Origin of the sequence: Streptomyces nidicola (assembly GCF_050106155.1) — a bacterium.
GTDB lineage: Bacteria > Actinomycetota > Actinomycetes > Streptomycetales > Streptomycetaceae > Streptomyces.
The window spans coordinates 7,900,345-7,923,760 of sequence record NZ_JBNBPI010000001.1 but is presented as its reverse complement, the minus strand read 5'-3'; the positions used below and the strand labels follow the sequence as shown (position 1 = coordinate 7,923,760).

Annotated in this window: 16 protein-coding genes; all 16 read right to left on the bottom strand. The window is 72.2% G+C overall.

All coding sequences use genetic code 11. From position 1 onward, the window contains the following. Position 1: 1 nt before the first annotated feature. Entirely contained in the window at positions 2–1,687 is a 1,686-nt protein-coding gene (locus ACOKM3_RS35735) for a glycoside hydrolase family 13 protein (RefSeq protein WP_426905385.1), read from the bottom strand. After that, positions 1,684–2,370 (bottom strand): aspartate/glutamate racemase family protein, encoded by a 687-nt coding sequence (locus ACOKM3_RS35730; RefSeq protein WP_426905384.1) that lies wholly within the window; start codon positions 2,368–2,370, stop codon positions 1,684–1,686. Before ACOKM3_RS35730 ends, ACOKM3_RS35735 begins: the two co-directional genes overlap by 4 nt. Next, positions 2,367–3,323 (bottom strand): hypothetical protein, encoded by a 957-nt coding sequence (locus tag ACOKM3_RS35725; RefSeq protein ID WP_426905382.1) that lies wholly within the window; start codon positions 3,321–3,323, stop codon positions 2,367–2,369. Before ACOKM3_RS35725 ends, ACOKM3_RS35730 begins: the two co-directional genes overlap by 4 nt. Continuing rightward, entirely contained in the window at positions 3,320–5,176 is a 1,857-nt protein-coding gene (locus ACOKM3_RS35720) for an FGGY-family carbohydrate kinase (RefSeq protein WP_426905381.1), read from the bottom strand. Before ACOKM3_RS35720 ends, ACOKM3_RS35725 begins: the two co-directional genes overlap by 4 nt. Further along, on the bottom strand, positions 5,173–6,561 hold the full coding sequence (locus ACOKM3_RS35715) for a GH1 family beta-glucosidase (RefSeq protein ID WP_426905380.1): 1,389 nt from the start codon (positions 6,559–6,561) through the stop codon (positions 5,173–5,175). Before ACOKM3_RS35715 ends, ACOKM3_RS35720 begins: the two co-directional genes overlap by 4 nt. Continuing rightward, entirely contained in the window at positions 6,558–8,549 is a 1,992-nt protein-coding gene (locus ACOKM3_RS35710; protein ID WP_426905379.1) for a hypothetical protein, read from the bottom strand. The genes ACOKM3_RS35715 and ACOKM3_RS35710 overlap by 4 nt, the downstream gene beginning before the upstream one ends. Next, positions 8,542–10,992: a glycoside hydrolase family 2 protein gene (locus ACOKM3_RS35705; RefSeq protein WP_426905378.1), complete on the bottom strand. Its 2,451-nt coding sequence runs from the start codon at positions 10,990–10,992 to the stop codon at positions 8,542–8,544. The genes ACOKM3_RS35710 and ACOKM3_RS35705 overlap by 8 nt, the downstream gene beginning before the upstream one ends. Positions 10,993–10,998: 6 nt before the next feature. Further along, the gene (locus tag ACOKM3_RS35700) at positions 10,999–13,473 is read right to left on the bottom strand and encodes an alpha-mannosidase (RefSeq protein WP_426905377.1); all 2,475 of its coding nucleotides are present in this window, start codon (positions 13,471–13,473) and stop codon (positions 10,999–11,001) included. Next, positions 13,470–14,120, bottom strand: a complete 651-nt coding sequence (locus ACOKM3_RS35695) for a D-sedoheptulose-7-phosphate isomerase (RefSeq protein ID WP_426905376.1) — start codon at positions 14,118–14,120, stop codon at positions 13,470–13,472. The genes ACOKM3_RS35700 and ACOKM3_RS35695 overlap by 4 nt, the downstream gene beginning before the upstream one ends. 47 nt (positions 14,121–14,167) lie before the next feature. Beyond that, on the bottom strand, positions 14,168–15,178 hold the full coding sequence (locus ACOKM3_RS35690) for an ROK family protein (RefSeq protein WP_426905375.1): 1,011 nt from the start codon (positions 15,176–15,178) through the stop codon (positions 14,168–14,170). 8 nt (positions 15,179–15,186) lie between these two features. Beyond that, positions 15,187–16,047 carry a carbohydrate ABC transporter permease gene (locus ACOKM3_RS35685; RefSeq protein WP_426905374.1) on the bottom strand — a complete coding sequence of 287 codons (861 nt, stop codon included), beginning with the start codon at positions 16,045–16,047 and terminating at the stop codon, positions 15,187–15,189. Further along, positions 16,044–17,051, bottom strand: a complete 1,008-nt coding sequence (locus ACOKM3_RS35680; RefSeq protein ID WP_426905373.1) for a carbohydrate ABC transporter permease — start codon at positions 17,049–17,051, stop codon at positions 16,044–16,046. Before ACOKM3_RS35680 ends, ACOKM3_RS35685 begins: the two co-directional genes overlap by 4 nt. Continuing rightward, positions 17,044–18,411 carry an extracellular solute-binding protein gene (locus ACOKM3_RS35675; RefSeq protein WP_426905372.1) on the bottom strand — a complete coding sequence of 456 codons (1,368 nt, stop codon included), beginning with the start codon at positions 18,409–18,411 and terminating at the stop codon, positions 17,044–17,046. Before ACOKM3_RS35675 ends, ACOKM3_RS35680 begins: the two co-directional genes overlap by 8 nt. A 233-nt stretch (positions 18,412–18,644) precedes the next feature. After that, positions 18,645–19,700, bottom strand: coding sequence for a LacI family DNA-binding transcriptional regulator (locus ACOKM3_RS35670; RefSeq protein WP_426905371.1), 1,056 nt, complete (start codon positions 19,698–19,700; stop codon positions 18,645–18,647). Next, positions 19,700–21,562, bottom strand: coding sequence for an alpha-amylase family protein (locus ACOKM3_RS35665; RefSeq protein ID WP_426905369.1), 1,863 nt, complete (start codon positions 21,560–21,562; stop codon positions 19,700–19,702). Before ACOKM3_RS35665 ends, ACOKM3_RS35670 begins: the two co-directional genes overlap by 1 nt. Beyond that, on the bottom strand, positions 21,559–23,412 hold the full coding sequence (locus ACOKM3_RS35660) for an MBL fold metallo-hydrolase (RefSeq protein WP_426905367.1): 1,854 nt from the start codon (positions 23,410–23,412) through the stop codon (positions 21,559–21,561). The genes ACOKM3_RS35665 and ACOKM3_RS35660 overlap by 4 nt, the downstream gene beginning before the upstream one ends. Between the last annotated feature and the right edge of the window lie 4 nt (positions 23,413–23,416).

Here is a 23,416-nt window from a genome sequence, read left to right as displayed (position 1 = left end):
CTCAGCCCTCCGCCCTGCTCTCCTGGCTCGGCCCGGTGGTGTCCACGCGGTACCAGACCGTGGCGTCCGGAGGCAGAAGCCGGGCCGTCGGTGGGAGAGGCAGGCTGGTCAGGGACGGGGGGCCGGAGGGGACGTCCGGCAGGAGCGCCGGTTCGGGGGTCGGGTTGGTGACGCAGCGCAGGGAGCCGGTCGTGAAGTCGAGTACGGGGTCGGTTTCCGTGGAGTGCCAGGTGATTTCGGTGTCCGCGGTGAGGAGGGCGCGGCGCCGGGTGATGGCCTCGCGATAGAGGGCCAGGACGCTGGTGGGGTCGACCTGCTGGGCCTCCACCGAGAGGGCGGCGAAGGTCGCCGGCTGGGGCAGCCAGGGGGCGGCGGGGCCGAAGCCGTACGAGGGGCCGGTGCGCTCCCACGGGATCGGGACGCGGCAACCGTCGCGGCCCTTGCGGGCGCCGGCGGAGCGGTGGCGCACGGGGTCGCGGAGGGCTTCGTCCGGGAGGTCGGCGACCTCGGGGAGGCCCAGTTCCTCGCCTTGGTAGAGGTAGACGGCGCCGGGGAGGGCGAGGAGGAGGAGTGCGGCGGCGCGGGCGCGGCGGGTGGCGAGGGCCGGAGGTACGTACGGGTCGGTGCCGCCGGACCGCAGCCAGGCTTCGACATCGGTGCCGGATGGCAGGGCGAGGCGGGAGGCGTGGCGTACGACGTCGTGGTTGGAGAGGACCCAGGTGGGTGTCGCGCCGACCTCGTCGGCGAGGGTGAGGGAGCGGTCGATCGTCGCCCGCAGCGCGGCGCCGTCCCAGTCGGCGCCGAGGAAGTCGAAGTTGAAGGCCTGGTGGAGTTCGTCGGGGCGGACGTACTGGCCGCGTCGGTCGAGGGCCGCCCAGGATTCGGCGACGGTGACGCGGGGCGGCTCGTAGGAGTCGGTGACGGTGCGGAAGCCGCGCAGCAGGTCGTGCACCTCGTCGCGGTCCCAGAACGGGTGCTTGCCGTACCAACCGTCGCCGACGATGCGGTGGTGCACCTGGTCGGGGCCGAGGTCGCGGAGCGGTTCGGCGAGGTCCTTGGCCATGCCGTGGGCGACGTCGAAGCGGAAGCCGTCCACGCCGCGGTCGAGCCAGAAGCGGAGGATGTCGTGGAACTCGGCGACGGTGCCGGGGTGGGTCCAGTCCAGGTCGGGCTGGGTCGCGTCGAAGAGGTGGAGGTACCACTGGCCGTCGGGGACGCGGGTCCAGGCGGGGCCGCCGAAGACGGACTGCCAGTCGGTGGGCGGCTCCGTTCCGTCGTCGCCCCGGCCGTCGCGGAAGACGTAGCGGGTGCGGGCGGGACTGCCGGGCGGTGCGGCGAGGGCCTCCTGGAACCAGGCGTGCTGGTCGGACGTGTGGTTCGGGACGATGTCGATGATGACGCGTAGGCCCAACTCATGGGCGCGAGCGAGGAGTTCGTCGGCGTCCGCGAGGGTGCCGAAGCGGGGGTCGATGGCCCGGTAGTCGGCGACGTCATAGCCGCCGTCGCGCATCGGTGACGGGTAGAAGGGGGTGAGCCACACGGCGTCCGCGCCGAGGTCGGCGACGTGGGGCAGGCGGGCGGTGATGCCGGGGAGGTCGCCGATGCCGTCGCCGTCGCTGTCGGCGAAGCTGCGGACGTAGATCTGGTAGATGACGGCGGAGCGCCACCAGGAGTCGTCCGGAGTCATGGGGTGTCTCCCTTTCGGCTCGGCAGGGCGGCGAGTTGGACGGTGCCGGAGCGTGGCGAGGTGAGGACGGGGACGCCGCCGAGCGTGCCCTCCGGCAGCGCGGTGAGCGCGTTCGCCATCGAGGCCTGGGCGAGGACGAGGACGTCGTGGTCGGCGGCGAGGCGTCGGGCCTCGGCGGCGATGAGCGCGTCGTGCCGGTCCTGGTCACCGCCGGTCCGCGCCTCGTACGCGCCGGGGCAGGCGGTGGTGGTGAGGGTGATGTCACGGTCCTGCGCGACGGCCGCGCGGCGCACGAGGTCGACGGTGGGCGTGAGGGTCGATTCGAGCGTGGCGAGGACGGCGATGCGGCTGCCGGTTCGGACCGCTTCGGCGGCCATGGGCTCGTCGACGCGCAGCACCGGGATGCCGGCGAGCGGCCGGGCCTGTTCGGCGAACGGGCCGACGGACGAGCAGGTGACGAGGACGACGTCGGCGCCGGCCGCCTCGGCCTGCTGGACGTAGGCGGCGAGGCGGGCGGCGGTGCGGGGCAGCGGGCCGTGGGCGACGGTGTCGGCGAGGAGACTTTCGTCGACGACGTGGTACGGGCGGGTGTGCGGGGCGAGTTCGCGCAGCAGCGGGTCGAAGGTGGCGGGCAGTGCGGCGACGGTGTGCAGGACGCAGACGCGGGGGCCGAGGGTGCTCATGCCGAGACCTCCGCGCGGGCCGCGGCGGTGTCCCACCACGGGCGGCCGTGGGTATCGACGATGTCGGCAAGGAGCCGGAGGCGGTCCGTGCTGGGGCCGCGGAGGGCCGCGTCGCGGTCGCCGGTGAGCGCGTCGGTCCACAGGGCGCGGCCCGCGAGGAAGCCGGAGGCGCCGGCGCGGCAGGCGGCCTCGACGGCGGTCGGGAAGTCGGCGGCGGCGACGCCCTGGGAGAGGACGACCCAGGGGACGTCGACGACGGCGTCGATGCGGGTGGCCTGCTCGGTGAGGTGGGCGAGGGAGCCGACGCCGCCGTCGGGGACCTGGCATTTGTACAACGAGGGGCGGAGGGGGGCGAGTTCGCGGGCGGCGTCGACGATGGCGTCGTTGAGGACGAAGGTGTCCTGTTCGCCGTCGGCGGGGCGGGCCACGGGTTCGAGGACGGAGGCGAGTCCGGCCTCGCGGCACAGTTCGACGAAGCGGGCGGCGAGTTCGACGCGGGCGTCGCGCTGGTCGTCACGGCGCCAGATGACCAGGAGCTTCAGGCCGCGGGTGCCGTCGGCGACGACCGCGGCGGTGTCCACGGCCTCGTCGAGGGAGGTGCCTTCGACGGCCTGTCCGGGTACCTGGTCGAGTACGTCGACGGCGAGGATCGGCGCGCAGGTGCCGGGCAGCACGCTGTCGTCGATCAGCTGCCGGTATCCGTAGTCACGGTCGATCAGCAACGCGGAGGCGTGCGGGCCGAGTTCGCGGGCGACGGCCATCTTGAACTCGGTGAGGTGGTCGTGCGGAATGTCCTCGCCGGGGACTCCGGCCCGCTCGGCCATCATCGTGCGCAGCGAGTCGCGCTGGTCGGCGGCGACCATGGCGAAGGTTCCGGTTTCTCGGGCCAGGTGGGCGGGGGCGAGGGAGCCGCCGGCGAGCAGGGGGGTGGTACGGGTACCAGTGCGGGTCATGGGGTGGGTTCCTCGGGGTCGCTGTCGGTATCGGGGTCGGGGTAGTCGTGAGGTGCGGCCTGCACCGGGGGCCGCCTTGCCCACCCTGCCGCCCGATGGGGTCTCCCCTGCTCGGAGCTTGTCGGAGAGCTTGGGGAAGGCAGATTGCCCAAGGCGGTGGAGGCCGACCGTCCGAGGTGGGGAGCCGTGCTTGACGGGTGGGCCAATTCCAGCCCCTCCGGCGTTTGAGGAGCGGGGTCCGGGGCGGAGCCCCGGCCTTTCAGCCCCGCCGGCGATTGAGGCGCAGGGCCCAAGGCGGAGGACCGCCCTTCCAGCCCCGCCGGCGTTTGAGGCGCGGGGTCCGGGGCGGAGCCCCGTGGCGTAGGCGCGGTCGGCCCTGCAGGGGCGACTGGCGTAGTGGCCAGAGGGAGGAACCGGTCCCGGTGATGGGCCCGGTGGGCCTCCGCCGTTGCCGCGTCGGGGACCACGGGGTGCGAGGGTGCGACCGGCGACGCCCCCTCCACGCCAACCGCGCGGCCAGCGAGAAGCGCCGCACCGAGCCCCGCCGCCTCCGGCTCCGCGCACACCCGCGTGGGCCACGGCCCGACCGCCGCCTTGAGCGCGGTCCAGGCGGCGAGGCGGGTCGAGCCACCGAGCAGCGTCACCGACCCGGGGGCCACCCCACCGCACAGCCACGCCTGCGTATCCGTCATCCAGCGCGCCTGATGCGCCGTGCCCTCCAGGATCGCGCGGGCGATGTGGGCGGGCCCGTGCTCGAGGCGCAGATCGTGCACCGCGAACCGGGCCCCCGGATCGGGCCGCGGGGCGCTGCGCCCGTGCGCGTACGGGGTGACCGTCGGCCCACACGGCGCAGCGGGCAACGTGGCGACGAGCCGCGCGAACTCCTCGTAGCGCCCGGCGCCCTGAACGCCGTCGAGGAACCGGTCGCAGAACCACTCCACCAACAGCCCGGAGCTCGCCGCCCCCGCGAGCACCATGAAGTGCTCACCGTCGGCATGCCGCCCCCACGACATGCCCTCCGCAGCGGCCCGGGCCCGGTCGGGCGGTTCGCCGGTCACCGTGAGGACGGCCTCGGCCGTACCCATCGAGTCGGCGACCTGTCCGGGTCCGCGCGCCCCGGCGGCCCAGGCGCCGACGAGGTGATCGTGCCCGGCGACGACCACAGGTGTGCCCGCACGCAGCCCGACGTCGGCCGCGGCCTCCGCCGTGACGCGGCCGACCGGTTCGCCGACCTCGCGCACGCGCGGCATGTGGTCGACGCCGAGGCCCGCCTCGTCCAGAAGCTCCGGGAGCCACTCGCGCGCGACCGGGTCCCACGCCATGGTCCGCTGCGCGAAGGTGGCGTCCGTGCCGACCGCCCCCGTCAGCGCGTGCGCGACGAGATCCGCGGCGCCCACCCACGTCCGCATCCGCGCGGGCAACCCCGCGTCGTCCGCCACCAGCGCGCACCACTTGGCCAGCGGCACCTTGGGGCTGGGCAACACCCCTGTACGGGCATGGAGTTGAGGACGTCCGAACGTCTCGGCGAGGCGTGCGGCATGCGGGGCCGGTGCCGGGTCGGACCAGGCGCGTACGGGGCCGATGGCGCGGCCGTCCGCGTCCAGCGGCACGCCGGCCTCCGCCATCCCGGTCACACCGATGGCCTCCGGCGCCCGCCCGGCCTCGCGGACGCACTGCGCGAGGGTGCCGAGCGCGGCCGCGACGAGACCGTCGGCGGGGTGAGTGTGGGGCACACTCCCGTAAGGTGTCGGCGACTTGGCGCGGCCCACGATCCGCCCCTCGCCGTCGCACAGCACGGCCTTCACGTGGGTCGTGCCGATGTCGAGCCCACCCAGGAGCACGTCCTCGCTCATCGTCCGGCCCCGTCGTCGGACACGGGCAGCACACCGGAGCGGGCCACGTCCGCGTACCAGCGGCCGCTGTCCTTGATGGTGCGGCGCTGCGTATCCCTGTCGACGTGGACAAGGCCGAAACGCGGCCAATACCCCATCGCCCACTCGAAGTTGTCGAGCAGTGACCAGTGGTAGTAGCCCTCGACGGGGGCTCCTGCGTCGATCGCACGGTGCACGGCGGCGAGGTGGGAGCGGAGGAAGGCGATACGGCGGCTGTCGCGCACGCGTCCTTCACCATCCGGTCCGTCGCCGTAGATGGCGCCGTTCTCGGTGATCAGGAGCGGCACGTCCGGGTAGTCGCGGTGCAGGCGCACCAGCAGGGCTTCCAGGTCGTCGGGGACGATCTCCCAGCCGAGGTCGGTGCGTTCGGTGTCGGGGCGGCCCTCCTCGACCTTCCAGGGCCATGGTCCGTCACCGGCGCGGGCGCTGACGATGCGGCGCGTGTAGTAGTTGACGCCGATGAAGTCGCTGCCCGCCGCGATGGTGTCGAGGTCGCCCGCGTGGATGAAGTCGAGCTCCCCCACCGCCTGTTCCCAGTGGGCGCGCATGTCGGCGGGGTAGCCGCGGCCGTGCACGGGGTCGAGGAACCAGCGGTTGACGTAGCCGTCGGAGGCCTCGGACGCGGTCCGGTCGGCGGGGTTCGCCGGGTCGTCGGGGGTGTGCGGGAAGAGCGAGTACGCGATACCGGCGCGGGCGTCGTCGCGCCCGCCGGCCCGCAGTTCGCGGACCGCGAGGCCGTGCGCGAGCAGCAGGTGGTGCATGACCTCCACGGACGCTTTGAGGTCCTTCTCGCCGGGCGCGTGCAGGCCGAGTTGGTGGCCGAGCAGTCCGACGATCCATGGTTCGTTGATGGTGACCCAGTCACGGACACGGTCGCCGAACGCGTCGAAGCAGACGGCGGCGTAGTCGGCGAACCTCTGCGCCGTCTCCCGGTTGCGCCAGCCGCCGCGCTCCTGCAAGGCCTGCGGCAGATCCCAGTGGTAGAGCGTGACGAGCGGTTCGATGCCACGTTCCAGCAACCCGTCGATGAACCGGTCGTAGTGATCGAGGCCGCGCTTCTCCACACGCCCGTCGCCCTCGGGCACGATGCGCGGCCAGGCGAGCGAGAACCGGTGGGCGTTGGTGCCGAGTTCGGCCATCAGCGCGGTGTCGTCGGCCCGTCGGCGGTACTGGTCGACGGAGACGTCACCGGTGTCGCCGCCGTCGATCGCGCCCGGCACTCGACAGAACCGGTCCCAGATCGACTCGCCGCGTCCGTCGACGTCGACGGCCCCCTCGACCTGGTACGAGGAGGTGGAGGTGCCCCACCGGAAACCCGCGGGGAAGCGCAAGCCGGGCGTCGTCACAAAGCCTCCTGAAATTGCGGGAGTTCACGGGCGAGTTCACAGGCGTACAGCAGTACGCCGGCCGACCAGGCGTGGGAGAGCGTGAGGAGCATGCCCTTGGCCTGAAAGCATTCGGTCTGGTAGAAGCGTTCGCTGACCATGCCGCGGTAGGCGTTGAAATCGCCGTCGGCGCGGGCCACGAACTGGCGGAAACAGTCCAGGTTCTCGCGCGTCGAGCGCAGGTAGTAGGCGTCGTCGAGGTGTCGCGCCAGGCGCACGAACTCGGGCAGGCAGATCAGGCCGAAGGCGTGCAGGTGCTGATTGGACGGCGAGGCCTGGTCGGCGCCGCGGGTGCGGAAGCCGTAGCGGGCGAGGAAGGTGTGCTCGCCGAAGTGGACGTCGTACGTATAACGGAAAGTGAGGGTCCAGTCTGCGGCGCGGCGGGCCAGGTCGAGCCACCGCCCGGCGTCGCCCTCCGCGTCCCCCGCCTCGTGGAGCAGCGTGTACGCGATGACCGCGTTGTAGCCGTCCTCGGAGGTCGGCGCGAGGGAGACGTCCTCGGGGGCGCCGCACAGGAACTCGGAGCGCACGTCGTCGGCGAACGCGGCGCCCGCACGTCGGGCCGCCTCCAGGTACGCGGGTTCCGCGAACACCTCGGCGGACTCCACGAGTGCGCCGACGAACGCGAGTCCCGCCGCGCCCTCGTGGTCGATCGCCTTGCCGGTGTGCACGTCGTGCGCGGCGGCGAGACGCCCGGTGGCGGGGTCCTGCCCGGCGAGCGCGGCGGCCAGATTGCCCCGCACGGCCGCCTCCCAGGAGGGGTGGTCGTGGCCCCGCGCCCGCTCGGCGACCAGGGCCCGCAGCGTGAACAGCGTCGCGTCGCCGATGGTGCGCGCGTGCAGCCGGCCGGCGTCGCCCGTCCACCCGGCCGACCAGCCGCGGGAGCGCGACCACTGGCCCCAGAACGTGCCGCCGGGCGTGAGGTTGGCGCAGATGTGGTCGATGACGGCGCAGGCCGCGTCCGCCTGTTCGCCGTTTTCCGTACGACGGGCGTGCAGCAGCAGGGCGTGGGCGTAGGGCACACCGCTGATCCAGGAGACGTGCATGGCCTGCCGGTCGCCGCTTTCGCCGAGCGCCTCGCGGTCGAAGGCGGCGGTCTCCAGGAGGACGGGCGGGTCGCTGCGGTAGTGCCAGCGGTGCAGGCCCTCGGCGGACAGCGCGGCGGCCTCGTCGATGCCCATCCACGCGGCGGGTTCCGCCTCCGGCACCGCTTGATGCAGGTCGCGCAGCACGCGCGCGTAGGCGTGCGGATCGGCGTCGAGGAGGTGCACGGTGAAGCGCAGGGTGTGTTCCTCGCCGGGCCGCCAGGTGTGCAGAGGTGTGTCGGCAGGCTTGGGGGTGCCGGACCCGTAGTAGGTGACGGGTTCCTCGCGGTACGGGAAGTGCAGGCGCAGCGCGGGCCGGTCGCCGTCCAACAGGGCGAATCCGACGCCCTGTTCACCGAGCGGCCCGGTCTCCGTCAGGGCGAGTGCGGCGCCGCCGCGCCGGTCGCGGGCGAAGACGGCGGGAGTGGCGCAGCGGTCGGCGCGGAAGGACCAGGCGGACGCGGTGAGGTCGTCCTGAGGGTCCTCGGTGGCGTAGCGCGGGTAGGGGCGGGCGCAGTCGGGGCGGCGGTTCTCGCCGTAGAAGGCGCCGGGAATCAGCCAGCCGGGGTCGTCGGTCGCGCCGAGCCGCAGCTCCACGCGGAGCCCGGCGTCGACGGGTTCGGTCCCCTCGTGGCGCACGTCGAGTTCGGCGTCGTACGAGGCCTCGTCCACGCGGCTCAGCCGGAGGGCGGCGGTGAAGCCGTGTGCGCTGCCGCTCAGGAGCGACGGCTCGGCGGTGTGCGTGACCGGCAGGGGCAGGCATCGCCCGTTCGCGTCCAACACCCCGACCAGATACGGCAGTTCGACGAGCCCCTCGGCCTCGGCGCGCAGCACCCGCACCGGAGGAGCCTGCGGCTCAGTCAAGGACTCGGGCATCGACATTCCAGCCTTCCAGCAGTACGGCGCGGCCCTCTTCGGGAGCGTCGCGCCAGGTGACGGGCACCTCGACGGACTCCCCGGGCAGCAGATCGAGCATGTTGTCTCCGAACACGGCCCAGCCGGGGGCTTCGAAGGGCCGGGCGTCGGTGAGGTGGAGGCCGAGGGCGGCGGGGCCCTCGACGTGGGTGAGGCACAAGGTGCGACGGTCCCGGGCCCAGGCGTGCGAGACGTGGGCCGGGGGCAGGTCCAGGTGGGCGGCGAGGTCGGTGCCGGTGCTGTGGACGTACCGATTGCCGGCCAGCAGCTCGCCGCCCGGTCCCAGCAGCGCGAGGTCGAGCACGAACAGGGGGCCTGGAAGGCCCCCCGTCGGGACGGCGATCTCGGCGTCCCGCGTCTCGGCCACCACGCTCCCGTCGAGCGCCACGACCCGCGCGAGGGTCACCCCGTCCCGCCACCCGTGCACCCGCGCCTCGAACCGTTCACGCCCGGCCCACGCCTGCGTGGCGAACGACGCGCACACGTGGTCGGGCCGGTAGGCGCGCCGCACCCCGTGGTAGGCGGGCTTGGGGTCGCCGCGGTGGTCGACGGCGGCCGTGCACCAGGCGTTCGGGAACGGCTCGTTGAACTGCCAGGGGATGGCGCCGGACGAGCGTGGCGCACGCCGCAGGTTCGCCTCCACCGCGTAACGCAGTCCGTCGTACTGGAGTTGCTGACTGGCGCGGCGCATCCGGTCGACGCTGTCGAGCCGTCCGCCGAAGGTCCGCTGCACGAGCGGCGCGTTGTTCCACCAGGCGCCGAGGTGTTCCATGACGGGGTTGGTCCGGTCGGCCGGCCACTGGGATTCCGTGGGCACCACGGCGTCCCAGGTGCGGCGGTTGGCCATGCCCTCCACGCCGAACTCGGAGTGCAGCAGGCTGGTTCCGGCGTCGTACAACTCCTGGTGGGCGCCGAGCCCTTGGTGCTCCCAGGGGCCGTGCACGTCGTGCTGGCCGTCCGGTGCGCGCTCGATGTTCTCCCGCGTGTTGAGGAAGTCGCGCCCCGAGGGCGAACCGGGCAACCACCCGCGCCCCGGGTCGAGTTCGGACACAACAGCGGACAGCCGCGCGACGACCGGCGAGGTCTTCTCGTCGAGCGGGGTGGCGGTGGCCGTGTCGTGGAGTTCGTTGCCGGGGCCCCACAGGGCGAGCGCCGGGTGGTGGCGCAGGACGGGGACGATCGCGCGCGCCTCGCGTTCCATCCGGTCGAGATAGGCGTCGTCGACGGCAGGGACGGAGTCGATGCCGGAGCTGGAAAGGCTGAACTCCTGCCACACCAACAGGCCGAGCCGGTCGCAGAGTTGATAGAACTCCTCGGTCTCGATGAGCCCGCCGCCCCACACCCGCAGCAGCGTCACGTGCGCGTCGGCGGCGAGCTGGAGCAGGTGCGCGAGCGGGCCCGGGCGCGGCACCCCGTAGAGCGCGTCCTGCGGCACCCAGTTCCAGCCCTTGGCGTGGATGCGACGGCCGTTGACCTCGACGGTGTAGGGCAAGGCGCCCTTCGGCGCACCGGGGTTCGCCACGAGCCGCACCGTACGGAAGCCGACCGTACGCACCACCGGCTCGCCTCCCGACGCCCGTACGGTCACCGTGTAGAGCGGCTGATCGCCGTGACCGTTGGGCCACCACAACTGCGGGTCAGGCACGCCGAGTTCGGCGTGGACCGTGCCGTGGCCCACCTCGAACGGGGTCTCCAGCTCCGCGACGAGCACGCCGTCGGGGCCGTGCACGGTGACACGCAGCGCGCCCGCCTCGGCAGCCTCGACCGCTGCCTCCACCCGGACGCAATGGTCGTCCGCGTGTGCGCCGACCACCGCATCGCGCAGCCGCACCGGGTCCGCGATCTCCAGGCGGACCGGCTTCCAGATGCCCTGGTGAACGAGGCGCGGGCAGAAGTCCCAGCCGTAGTTCATCCGCGTCTTGTGGGTGCGCACCCGGTCCGTGCGTCCCACCTGGGGTTCGCCGGGCGGGGCGGGGTGGACGACGACGGCGAGGAGGTGTGGGGCGCCGTCGGCGTACGCGCTCACGTCGACATCGAAGGGCACGAACATGCCCTCGTGGTGGGCGAGTTCGTACCCGTCGACGAGGACGGTCGCCTCGTGGTCGACGCCTTCGAAGCGCAGCAGGGCGCGTTCGCCGGGCGCGAGGCGGGGCAGGTCGAGGGCCCGCCGGTACAGCCAGGCGCGCTGCGGCACCCATTCGGTGAGCAGGCTGTTCGTGCCCACGTACGGATCGGGGATCTCCCCTGCCGTGCGCAGGTCGTCGAGGACCGAGCCGGGGACCCGGGCGGGGAACCAGCCGGGCTCCCCGTCCGGGCGGCCGGGGCCGCACAGCCAGCGCCAGGTGTCCCCCAGGCAGGCGCGCAGCTCCCAGCCGCTGTCGAGCGTGTGCACGGTGGGTCAGGCCTCCGGCGAGCTGTTCGCGGGCACGGGGAGTTCCAGCAGGTCCGTCTCGGTGACAGGGGCCGCCGGGTCGGCCGGCACGCGGAACGTCTTGATCTCGTGCGGCCCGAACTCGGCCTCGATCACCCGCTGTTCGCCCAGCATCGGCAGCGCGATCCGCGCCGACGCCGACGCGCCCCGCGACTCGTAGGCCCGCACGATCGCGTCGCCGGAGGCGTCCTCGTCGCCCTTGACGACGGTGACCAGGACGCTGCCCGCGCCGTCGTCGGCGTGTGCCTGCGACTGGGCGAGCGGCCCCTCGTGGAAGGTCTCCAGGAGGGCGAACGAGGGCTGGTTCAGCTCGGCGGCCCGGCGCGCCGGGTCGGCCGCGCGCCAGTCCTCGCCGTGCGGGAGCAGCACGTAACGGAACTCCTGGCGCCCCTGGTCGAGGTACTCGTAGACGCCGTCCTCTTCGAGGATCTTCGGCTCGTGCCAGGCGTAGACGGGGCTGCGCAGCGCCGTCATGCCGATCTCGGCGCCGGTCACGTCGTGGCCGTGCTTGCTGTCGTTGACGACGGTGAGCCCCGCCCGCTTGCCGCCGGGCAGGGTGCCGGTCACGTCGACCCAGGCCTGGGTGGGCTCCTCGGTGCCGTCGGGGGTGCGCTCGATGAACCCGTACGGGATCTCGTGCGTGGCCGTGACATCGGTCAGCGCCGTCGGGAAGCGCAGCTTGAGCGTCTTGAGCTGCTCGTGCCAGTCGACGACGGCGCGCACCTCGACGGAGCGGGCGCCCGCCGACAGCACCAGCTCCTCCGCCATGCGGGAGTCGCCGTACGCGGACTCGATGCGCAGCACCGCGCGCACCGGGCCCGACTCGACGAGGCGCACGCGGCGGCCGGCGAAGGAGCCGATCGCCTGGTCGTAGGCGCGGACGCGGTGGCCCCAGGTGTCGCTCTGGTCGTCGATGACGACGGCGTGCGGTGCGGGCTTCGCGGGGATGAGCTCGGCTCCGGTCGACTTGTCGACGAAGGAGGTGAGCCAGCCGCTCGCGGGGTCGACCTCCAGGCGCAGGTGCTCGTTCTCCAGGCTCGTGTCGCTCGCCTTGACCGGGCCGTCCATCTCCGCCGTCCCCGGCAGCAGGTGGTACACCCGGTGTCCGAGCGGCGGCACCGTGGCACGGAACGCGAGCCGGCCGCGGCTGCCCATCATGCTGGCCTCGGACCGCGTCAACTGCACCGGCACCGGGCGGCCGTCCTGGTCGGTGAGGCGCACGGTGGCGGCCTGCGCGAACTCGACCTCGACGTCCTGCTCCAGCTCCCACGGGTGCGGGTTGAAGACGACGACGGGCACGGTGCCGTCGGCGAGGGGGATGTCGATGCGGCGGGCGATGGCCTGGGTGGCCCGGTTGAAGACGTCGGCGGCGATCGAGCGCGCGCGGCCGTATTCGTCGCGGGCGTCGTCGTAGGCGGAGCGGATCGAGGTGCCGGCGAGTATGTCGTGGAACTGGTTGAACAGGACCAGCTTCCAGGCCTCCGTCAGCTTCTCGACGGGGTACGTCTCCCCCGCCACGGCCGCGGCGACCGACGCCCACTTCTCGGCGCGCTGGAGGTCGTTCTCGGCACGGCGGTTCCACGCCTTGACGCCGGAGTGGGCGGAGTAACAGCCGGGGCCGTGGTGCTGCAGCTCACCCGCGTGCACGGGCACGTCCTCGCGGCCACGGACCCGGTCGAAGAACCGCTCCGGGTGGGAGAGTTCGAGCTTGGGCAGGCCGCCGATGGCGTCGAGGCGGGCGATGGAGTCGAGGTTGGCCTTGGTGGGGCCGCCGCCGTGGTTGCCGACGCCGTAGAACACCATCAGCTCGGGCTCGTCCGGCGGCATCATCGCGAGGGACTTGTCGAGGTGGTTGCCGATGTCCTTGCCGGGCGTGCAGTACTCGTTGGGCAGCCGGTAGGCCATGACGCGGGAGCCGTCGGGGGCCTCCCAGTGGAAGAACTGGCCGGGCAGCACCTGCTCGTGCGGGCCGGGGCGCAGGAAGATGTAGCCGTCCATCCCGGACTTGCGGAGAATCTGCGGGATGGTCGCGTTGTGGCCGAACGGGTCGAGGTTGCAGCCGATCGTCGCGGCCTCGCCGAACTTCTCCATCAAGTACCGCTGCCCGTAAAGGGCTTGGCGGACGAAGGACTCGCCGGACGGGATGTTGCAGTCGGGCTCGATCCACCAGCCGCCGACGATCTGCCAGCGGCCGTCGGCGACCCGCTTGCGGATGCTCGCGAACAGGTCCGGGTCGTGCTGCTCGATCCACTCCAGGTACATGACGGAGTCGCAGGTGAACACGAAGTCGGGGTACTCCTCCATGCGGTCGATCGCGGACTGGAAGGTGGCCCGGATCTCCTGAAGACCCTCCGGCCAGCGCCACAGCCACACCGGGTCGATGTGGGCGTTGCCGACGAGGTGCAGGGTGCGCTCGCGGGAGTTGGGCTTCGCGGTGGTCATACGGCGGCCTCCGGGCGGTGGTCGTGCGGGTGGTGGTCGTTCAGACGGTCGGTGTCCGCGCCCGCGGCCCAGGCGTCGACGTGCTCGCTCAGCAGGTGCAGGAGCGTCAGATGCATCTCCTGGATACGGGCGGTGGTGTGCGCGGGGGCTACGAGGACGTGCTCCGCGTGGGCGGCAGCGGGCAGGCCGTCGTTGTCACCGCCCGCGAAGAGGACCGTGCGCGCACCGCGTTTGCCGGCCTCCTCCAGGCCCCGGATGACATTCGCGGAACGCCCCGACGTGGTGAAGCCGACCACCATGTCGTCGCCGGTGACGAGGGCCTCGACCTGGCGGGCGAAGACCTCCTCGTACGCGTAGTCGTTGCCGATGCAGGAGACGACGGAAGGGTCCGTGACGAGCGAGACCGCCGGGAGCGCCCGGCGTTCGCGCAGGTAGCGGCCGATGAACTCGCCCGCCAGGTGCTGTGCGTCGGCGGCGCTGCCGCCGTTGCCGAAGGTGTAGAGGCGGCCGCCGCGGCGGAACACCTCGATCAGCGCGTCGCCGACGGTACGGAGGGTGGGCAGCAGCTCCTCCAGGCGCTGTGCTGCGGCGACGTGTTCGGCGATCTGGGTCGTCGGACTGAGGCGGGCGGTGGGCGGGGCGGACATGGTGCTCCAGGGGCGAGGCGTAGGGGCTTTCGGCGACGGCGTAGGGGTCAGACCGGGGCGAGACCGGCACAGGCCCCGTCGTGTTCCGTGAGGCGTTCGAAGGCGATGGCGGCGGCGCCGAGCACCCCGGCCCTGTCACCGCCGGTGGCGGTCACGATGCGGGCGGCTCCGGCGGCCGGTCCCATGGCGAGGCGCGCCACCTTCTCCCGTACGGGGGCGAGGAGTTGTTCGCCGGAGCGGGTGACGCCGCCGCCGAGGACGACGAGCTCCGGCTCGTAGAGGTTGACGATGGAGGCGAGGCCCTGGGCGAGGAGTTCGCAGGTCTCCTGCCACAGTTCGGCGGCGAGTTCGTCGCCCTCTCGGGCGGCGCGCGCGACGTCGGCGGCGGTGACCTCACCGGCCGGCAGCTGCGCGAGCACCGACTCGCGGTCGAGGGCGAGGGCCTCCCGCGCCCGTTCGGCAATCGACGTGCCGGACGCATACGCCTCCAGGCAGCCGGCCCGCCCGCAGCTCTTGCAGGTCCTGCCATCGGAGCGGACGGTGATGTGTCCCGGCTCGCCGCCGTTGCCCGCCGCGCCCCGGTAGGTGCGGCCATCGACGACGAAGCCGCCGCCGACGCCGGTGGACACGGTGAGGTACACGAGGTGGCGGGTGCCGCGTCCAGCACCGAACCGCCACTCCCCCGCCGCGCCGGCCGTACCGTCATTGTCGAGAACGGACGTCAACCCGTATGCGTCGTAGGCGAGTTGGGCGATCGGGATGTCGAGCCAGCCCGGCAGGTGCGGCGGCGCGACGAGCACGCCCGACGTGGAGTCGAGCGGTCCGCCGCAGCCGATGCCGCAGCCGAGCAGCGCACGCGGCGCGTCGTCCGGGTCGATGCCGGCGGCCCGCAGCGCATCGCGCCCGAGGGTGAAGAGGCGGTCGAGGGCTGCGGCGGGCCCCTGCTCGACGCGGGTGGGCACGGTCAAAAACGACAGCACCTCACCGTCCTCTCGCACCACGCCGGCCGCGAGCTTGGTGCCACCGATGTCGAGCGCGAGCACGCTTGAGTTGGTCATGTGACTGGTCAGCCCTTGCTTCCTGTGGTGGCGATGCCCTGTGTGAAGTGCCGCTGGCAGACGAAGAAGGCGATGATCATCGGCACGGTGACCACGACGCTGGCCGCGCAGACGATCTCCCAGCGCATCTCGCCGCCGTCGCCGAACTGGTCCAGGACGGCCTTGAGGCCGCGGGGCACCGTGTACAGCTGGGGGTCGCGGAGATAGATGAGTGGTCGGACGAGGTCGGTCCAGGAGGCCTGGACCTCGAAGATGAAGGTGACGATGAGCGCGGGGCGGCACAGCGGCGCAGCGATCCGCCAGAACAGCGTCCAGTAGCCCGCGCCGTCGACCCGGGCCGCCTCGAAGAGTTCGCGCGGCAGGCCGAGGAAGAACTGGCGGAGCAGGAAGATGTAGAAGGCGCTGCCGAACAAGTTCGGCGCCCACAGCGGGACTTGGGAGCTGGCGAGGTGCAGCCAGTTCCAGACCATGTACTGCGGCACCATCGTGACGGCGGCCGGCAGCATCATCGTGCCGATGACGAGCGCGAACAGGGCGTCGCGGCCGGGGAAGCGGAAGTACGCGAACCCGAAGGCGACGACGGCGCTGCTGACCGTGACGGAGACAGCGGCGGCCAGAGTCACCAGGACGCTGTTGCCGATCCAGGTGAACAGCGGCAGCGCCTTCCACAGCTCCTGGTAGTTCGACCACTGCACCACGTGCGGGATCAGCGCGTTGTCGAAGACGTCGGTGGACGGCTTGAGCGAGGCGCTGATCAGCCACACGAACGGGTAGAGGAAGACGACGGAGGCGAGCAGCACACCGACGACGCGCAGCACCCGCTTGGCGGCGCCTTCCTTCGTGTCGGGACGCATCGTGAGCTGGGTCATCGCTGGTCACCCTCGTAGTAGACGAACCGCTTGCTGACCTTGGCCTGGATGATCGTGATGACGAGGATCACCAGGAACAGCAGCCACGCAAGGGCGGAGGCGTAGCCCATGTGCATGTACTGGAAGGCCTGTTGGAAGAGGTAGACGACGTAGAACAGGGCCGCGTCGCTGCTGTACGACTGCGTGGTGGCGGTGCCGAAGAACGCGGTGTACGCCTCCGTGAACGTCTGGAGCGAGGCGATCGTGTTGACGATCAGCGTGAAGAACAGCGTCCCGGAGATCTGCGGCAGCGTCACGTGCCGGAAGGACGTCCAGCGGCTCGCGCCGTCCAACTCGGCTGCTTCGTAAAGGTCCTTGGGGACGTTGCGCAGCGCCGCGAAGTAGATGACGACGGTGGAGCCGACCGACCACAGGCTGGTGAGCACGAGGCCCGGTTTCACCCAGAAGCTGTCGGTGGTCCAGGACGGCCCTTCGATGCCGAAGAGGCCGAGGACGTGGTTGATCAGGCCGACGTTGCCGTTGAACAGGAGCAGGAAGAGGATGCCGACGGCGACCGGCGGTGTCATCACGGGCAGATAGAACACGGTGCGGAAGAACCCGGCGGTGCGGCCGACCTTCAGCAGCAGCATGGCGAGCACGAGCGCGAATGCCATGGCGAGCGGCACCCGCAGCACGGCGAAGATCAGCGTGTTCATCAGCGACTTCGCGACCTGCGGGTCCTCGAAGAGCTGCTGGTAGTTGGCGAACCCGACGTTGTGGGTCGAGCCGATGGCGTCGTAGTCGGTGAAGGACAGGACGAGACTGGCGAGCATCGGTCCTGCGGTGAAGACGACGAAGCCGATGATCCACGGCGAGATGAACCCGTACGCGGCCCAGATCTCGCGGCGCCTCGCGCTGCCTGCGGCCTTCGGCTTTCCGGTGGCCGGGTCCTGGGCGCGCGCCGCCCTGCCGGTCCTCGGGCGCTTCGGGGGCCTCGGGGTGAGGACGGACTGCACGCTACTCACGTCCTTCGTTGGCGAGGTCGAGCGCGCTCTGCGCCTTGCGCTGCGCCTGGTCGAGGGCCTGCTGAGGGGTCTGCTCACCGGAGAGGACCCGGTTCACCGCGGACTGCCAGGCGTCCTTGAACTCGCTGCCCGCCGCGTTGGACGGGACCGCGAAGCCCTTGCGGGAGAGGTCGAAGACGATCCGGGTCGCCTTGTCGAAGGCCTTGTTGCCGGTGGGCTTCCAGACGTCGCGCTCGATGATGCGGTCCGCGGCGAGGTTGCCGGTGACGTCGCCTGTGTAGGGCGAGCCGTTCGCGCGCGTCTCCTTCGCCTTGGCCCGCGCGGCGTGCACCCACGTCTTCGTCGACGTCATCGTCTTGATGAACTCGCAGGCGGCGTCCGGGTGTTTGGCGTTCTTGGGGATCGCCCAGCCGAGCCCTGAGGACCAGTTGAGCGGCTTGCCCTTGCGGTCGCGGAACACATCGGGCGCGAGGTCGATCTTCGGCGAGGAACCGGCGAGGACGTTGACGTACCAGTCCTCCATGGGGAAGGAGCCGAGCTGTTCGCGCACGAACTCGTTCTTCGCGCCGAACATGTCGAAGGAGTCGCGCAGCGCCTTCAGCTTCCCCCAGCCGCCCTGCGCGTCGACCAGCTTCACCGCGTACGTGAGGGCCTGCACGGCCTTTGGGTCGTTCAGCTCGGCGGTGCGGCCGTCGGAGCTGATCAGGTCGGCGCCGTTGGCCTTGGCCCACATCGGGAAGAACTCGGGGATCTTCGGGTCGAAGCCGATCCGGGTGAGCTTGCCGCCGCTGCGCTTCTGCAGCTTGCGCGTCGTCGCCGCCAGCTTCTTCCAGTTGCCGGTGGAGAACTCGGCGGCGCTGGTGCCGTTGTCCTTGAGCACCTTGTCGTTGGTGAGCAGCAGCCGGCTGTCGTACGAGTCCGGGAGCGCGTACACCGTGCCGTCGAGGGAGCCCTCGTCGATGGCCGTCTTCACGTAGCCGTCGGTGTCGATGTGTTCACGCTTGAGGCAGTCGGTGAGCGGCATCAGCGCTCCGCGGGCCGCGTAGCCGCCGACGAGGGTGCGGTCCATGACCACCGCGTCGGGGGCGTCGCCCGCGGCGACTGCGGAGAGGAACTGCTGCGAGTCGAAGGCGCCTTCGTTGACCTGGATGTGCAGGCCGTCGGGCGCAAGGGCCTTGCGCGCCGCGTCCATGCGGTCGCTCGCGAGGGCGTCGGACTGCATGAACCCCATGGTGGTGAAGGTGGAGTTGCCGCTGTCGGCCACGCTCACGCCGCCGCAGCCGGACAGCGCCGGCAGCAGGGCGAACGCCGCGGCGAGTCCCGCCGCCTTGCGGCGTATGCGCTGGGGTGGTGCCGCCATCATCTCTCCTTTGAGTGGCTGGCTACACGAGGGGTGGGGAGGGGATGCGGCTCAGATCCACCGTGGTCCTGTCGATGTACCGACGGTGTGGCATCGATCCCATGTGAGAACGTAGCCACATGCGGTCCGAGCGTCAACGGTTTTCGGCCGGGCAGTTGCTGGAATTGAGCGGTGGGTTCGGGTGGTGCCGGTTCCAGGGGCCTGTCGGGGCAGCCCTGGCGGGGCCTGGCGGGTCAGTTCTTGGGCGGCGCGGTCGAGCCGCGCAGCACCAACTCCGGTTGCAGTACGACCGATTCGGCCCGTCCCGCCCCGTCCCGCCCGACCCGGTCGAGCAGCAGCTCGGCGGCCCGCCCACCGAGGTCGAACACGGGCTGGCGTACGGCGCTCAGTCCGGGCTCGACCATCTTCATCCACGCCAGGTCGTCGAACGAGACCACGGAGCAGTCCCCCGGCACAGCGGCGCCGCGCCTCTTCAGTTCCTGCCACACGAGTTCGGCCATCACGTTGTTCGCGGCGAACACGGCGGTCAGGGACGGGTTTCCGTCGAGGAACGCGGCGAGCTGCCCCGGCTGGTCGCCGCGGCCCTGGCTGAGGTCGAGCACGTGCCGGCGCGGCACGGGCAGCTCCGCGTCCCGCAGCGCCGCCCGATAGCCCTTGAGCCGGTTGCGCCCGGTGTCCCACTGGACCTCGTCGACGACGATGCCGATGTCACGGTGGCCGAGCCCGATCAGGTGCTCCACGGCGAGCCGCGCTCCCCGCTCGTTGTCGATGGCGACGGCGTCGCAGCCGCGCACCCCCGACCTGCGGTCCAGCTCCGTGACCGGGACGCCGTGTCCGACGAGGGTCTCGGTGGCGCCGCGCGCGACGGGCGTGAGCAGCACCCCGTCGGCCCGCATCGCCAGGAAGGCCCGGGCTCCCGCGGCGGCCCGCTCCTCGTCGGCGTGGTCGTCGACGAGCACCATCTGGTACCCGGCGGCGGACAAGGTGTGTTCGACCCCCGCGGCCAGCTCGGCGTAGAACTGGTTGCGCAGGTCGGAGACGAGGACGCCCACGAGGCCGCTGCTGCGCCCCTTCAGGGTGCGTGCCGACACGTCCGGTACGTAGCCGAGCCGATCGGCGGCGGCCTCGACCCGCTCCTTGATGTGGTCGGCGACATAGCCGTGTCCGCCGAGCGCCCGGGAGGCCGTGGAGCGCGAGGTGCCCGCGGCCTCGGCGACATCGCGCAGGGTCGCCCGCGCACGCCTGCCGCCCGAACCGCCGCCGCGCACAGCCGCCGCCCCGTTCGCCATCAGGCCGTCCTTCCCGTCGCCCCCGCCGGCCTTTTCGGCCCCGCCGTGCCGCCCCCGGGCCCGTCACGTCCGCGCCACCGGGCCCACATCGTCCGCAACGCAGCGTAGTCGATGTCCTCCAGCGGCTCGCCCGTCCGGTCCACATGGGTGCTCAGGTAGAGCGCCGGGACACCGAGTTCGTCCTTCATCCCGGTGTACGCGCGCCACTGTTCGCGGTCGGGCGGGCACCAGTCGTCGGTGTCGACGGGTGTCTCGGGGCAGGCGGCCGAGGCGACGGCCGCGCGCAGCCGCATCTGCGGCACCACGCGCGCGTACGGGTCCGGGTCGTCGAGGCGGAGCATGTCGTTGAGCCGGATCATGTCGGTGACGTCGGTGAAGGCCGGGTGCGGGGTGTGGGTGACGACGAGCGCGTCCGGTTTCGCGGCCTTGGCGGCCTCGTACACGACCTCCAGGTAAGTGTGCAGGAGCGCGATCCCCCATACGTCACCGTCGTGGCTGCGCAGGCCTTCGCCCGTCGGGGTGTCGGCGGTGAAGTCGATCTTCAGCCCGTCGGCGTCGAGGCCTTCGGGCGAGAGCATGGCGCGGATGTTCCCGGTGAGGAGTTCGCGGGCCTCGGGGTGGGTCGGGTCGAGGGTGACGGGTTGCCCGTCCGCGGTGCGCACGCACAGTGCGTCGGGAACACCCTCGGTGGCCCAGGCCCGCCACCACAGGAGGACCTTCTGGCCGCGGGCATGACGGGCGGCGATCCACTCCTTGAGCGACGGCCAGCGGGTCTCGTCGGGGCGCCAACTGCCGTACTGCCGCTGCCACTTGTCGTCGATGACGACGGTTCCCGGTACGAGGCCGTGGTGTTCGAGATGGTCAAGGTGTGCGTCGTACTCGGCCCGCGTGCTCAGCGCGGGGGCGGGTGTGCCGGTGGCGCGGGAGCGTGCCATCTGGGCGCCCCAGCCGCAGAACATCGGCTCCGTCCACCACGCGGGGCGGACCTCGGGAGCGGTGCGCGGTCGCGCGGCCCAGCCCTCGCGCTCGAGCCAGTCGCGGTGGGCGCGCAGGCCCGTGTACGGGTCCGGGTGGCCGGGTGAGACGAGCACGGCGGGCGAGCGGTGCACACCGTCGACGCGGGTGTGACCCTCGTAGGAGAGGGCGAGGTGGAAGCCGCCGTCGGAGGGCACGTACGTCAGCTCGGTGAAGGTCAGGGCGTCGAGGGGCGCTCCGGCCGATACCGTCCACCAGCCGTGCGGCGCCTCGGTGGCGGCCGGGTCGGCGGCGTCGTCGAGGCCGTCCTCGGTCAGGGCGAGGGCGAGCGGCGCGGGCGTGAAGAACCAGTGGCCGCGGCCGGGGCGGGCGTCACCGCACGCTCCGATGACGGCGCTCTCGCCCGCGCCCCGGGTGAGGCGGCGGGGCGGCCCCGGGTTCGGCGTGAAGAGCGTCCGCCAGGCGTGACCGCTCGGGCGCAGGCCGCCGCCACGGCCGCCGAGCGCGGCACGCCCGGCGAGCAACAGGGCCTGCCGCAGGGCGCCTTCCCCCTCGACCTCCCAGCTGAGGACGGGTCCTTCGGGCGTGCAGATGATCCGGGTGCGGGCCGCGCGCCAGGCGCTGCTGCGGCGGGCGATCGTGATCACTGGGTGCGCGCCGGTGACGTCGAGCACCGGCGCCTCGACGGACAGGGTCTCGTCGGTGCGGTCGGTGCGGTCGAGCGCTCCGGCGAGTTCGAGGTGGACGGGATGGTGCGGCACGGAGGCGTCGGTCGTGCGCAGTTCGGCCGACTGGCCGTCGGAGGCCACGGTCAGCCGCCAGCTCGCGGCACGCACCTCCACGGCTCCGTCGAGGTACGTGCCGTGTACGGATGTTGTGGTCGTCATCGCACGCTCACCAATGCCTCCGCCTGCTGTCCGAACGTCATCTGTCCCACCGTCAGGTCCACCGCCACCCGCACCCGCTCCGCCACGGGGGCGTCGGCGGGCACCCGCAGGGTGAACCGCGCCTCGGCCACCTCCCGCCCACCCAGCTTGAGTTGGCGTACCGGTGGATCAGAGCGCCAGCCGGGTGGGACGACCAGTTCGAGCCGTGCCGTCTCCGCGCGGGGGAACGGGTTGCGCACCTCGACCGTGAGCGGCACGGTGCCGCCCGGCGCGGGCGCGCTGCGGTACGGGAAGATCCGCGCACCGAATCCCTCCGCCTCGAAGTCGACGTCGCGCGGCAGCAGTTCACGGTGCAGTCGGGCCAGGCGCGCGCCTTCCGTGGACAGCATGTCGAGGTAGCCGTCGCTCACCTCGAACGGCTGCCAGTGTCCGCTGATCATCACCTCCGGGCGCAGCCGCTGGTACAGCTCGGCGCTGCGCACGAAGTCGTCGATGCGGAAGCGGTTGCGGTACTGGTAGTTGAGCAGCTCCGGCTGCCCGCCGTCCGGGTCCCACGCGGTGTTCTGCTGGTCCCCCGTGGCGATGACCCTGCGGCCGTCGACGGTGAAGGAGTACGCGGCTGCGTAGAGGGTGTGGCCGGGCAGTTCGTGCACGCCGATCTCGTACTCGCGCCAGCGCACGGTGCCGTTGTCCGGCAGCGAACGGTCGACCGGGATCGGGTCGTACCAGAGACACGGCAGGTCCCAGCGGGTGGGCGCGGCGAGCACGGGGGCGATGTGGGCGGGGGCCCAGACCTGGGTGCCGTACACCTCGCGGAGCAGGTTGAACCCGGCCACGTGGTCGTCGTGGTAGTGCGTCGGCAGGGCGACGTCGACGCGCTCGATGCCGTGGTCGCGGCGCAGCGCCTCGATCGAGGCGAGCAGCGGCCGGCGGGAGGAACGGTCGTGGCCGCCCGGCAGGCCGGTCGTCAGGTCGAAGCCGAAGTCGATGAGGAGGGCGGTGCCGCTGTCGGAGAGCAGGGCGTAGGAGTTGGCCATGCTCGTGATGTTGCGCAGGAGATGCGGGGTGACGGGCTTCCAGGGGCTCGCGAGCATCGGCTCGGGTTCCCAAGGGGTGGGGCGCCGCATGTCGATGAGCTCTTGGAGGTGGGTACGCAGCCGGGTCACCGCGGCGGGTGGGTCCGTGACCGTGTCGCCGTGGGAGGGGAGCAGCAACTCCGGGGTGTGCTCCAGGAGTTGGATGCAGGAGAGGATCGTGGCCGCCGCGCCCTCCACGCCTGCGTTCGGGTGCCATCCGGTGTACGCCCACTGCGTCGCGGCGAGGGACCAGACCCGGCCCTCGCCGTGGATCAGGTCTCCGGTGAAGGCGAGGCGGCGGCCGTTGATGTCCACGACGTAGCCGACCGAGCCGACCGTGTGGCCCGGCAGCGGCAGCGTATGGATGTCGAACGCGCCGTGGCGGACGGTGCGGTACTCGGCGACCGTGCCGGTGACCGGGACCTGGTTCAGGAGCGAGAAGCGGTCCTGGCGCACGTCGTAGTCGTTGTCCAGGGGGCGGGTGCGCCAGTGCTCGTCGACCGCGTCGATCAGGTCGCGTTCCACCGGGGGGACCCAGATCCGGATGCCCTCGCGGGCGGCGCGGGCCAGGCCCTGGACCTGGTCGCGGTGGTGGTGGGTGACGAGGATGTCGGTGACCCGGTCGATGCCCAGGGCGGCGAGTTCGTCGAGGACCCGGCCCGTGCCGAAGTCGATGAGGACGGCTTCGCGGTCGCTGCGGAGTACGTAGACGTGGCAGGTGTCTTCGAAGCGGAAGACGTCCTCGGTTATTCGCCGGTGTGGCATCGATCCCATGTGG

Excerpts from the sequence above, each read along its gene's own strand:
- ACOKM3_RS35735 (WP_426905385.1), bottom strand. The coding sequence starts at position 1,687 with ATGACTCCGGACGACTCCTGGTGGCGCTCCGCCGTCATCTACCAGATC.
- ACOKM3_RS35730 (WP_426905384.1), bottom strand. The coding sequence starts at position 2,370 with ATGAGCACCCTCGGCCCCCGCGTCTGCGTCCTGCACACCGTCGCCGCA.
- ACOKM3_RS35725 (WP_426905382.1), bottom strand. The coding sequence starts at position 3,323 with ATGACCCGCACTGGTACCCGTACCACCCCCCTGCTCGCCGGCGGCTCC.
- ACOKM3_RS35720 (WP_426905381.1), bottom strand. The coding sequence starts at position 5,176 with ATGAGCGAGGACGTGCTCCTGGGTGGGCTCGACATCGGCACGACCCAC.
- ACOKM3_RS35700 (WP_426905377.1), bottom strand. The coding sequence starts at position 13,473 with ATGACCACCGCGAAGCCCAACTCCCGCGAGCGCACCCTGCACCTCGTC.
- ACOKM3_RS35695 (WP_426905376.1), bottom strand. The coding sequence starts at position 14,120 with ATGTCCGCCCCGCCCACCGCCCGCCTCAGTCCGACGACCCAGATCGCC.
- ACOKM3_RS35690 (WP_426905375.1), bottom strand. The coding sequence starts at position 15,178 with ATGACCAACTCAAGCGTGCTCGCGCTCGACATCGGTGGCACCAAGCTC.
- ACOKM3_RS35685 (WP_426905374.1), bottom strand. The coding sequence starts at position 16,047 with ATGACCCAGCTCACGATGCGTCCCGACACGAAGGAAGGCGCCGCCAAG.
- ACOKM3_RS35675 (WP_426905372.1), bottom strand. The coding sequence starts at position 18,411 with ATGGCGGCACCACCCCAGCGCATACGCCGCAAGGCGGCGGGACTCGCC.
- ACOKM3_RS35670 (WP_426905371.1), bottom strand. The coding sequence starts at position 19,700 with ATGGCGAACGGGGCGGCGGCTGTGCGCGGCGGCGGTTCGGGCGGCAGG.
- ACOKM3_RS35665 (WP_426905369.1), bottom strand. The coding sequence starts at position 21,562 with ATGACGACCACAACATCCGTACACGGCACGTACCTCGACGGAGCCGTG.
- ACOKM3_RS35660 (WP_426905367.1), bottom strand. The coding sequence starts at position 23,412 with ATGGGATCGATGCCACACCGGCGAATAACCGAGGACGTCTTCCGCTTC.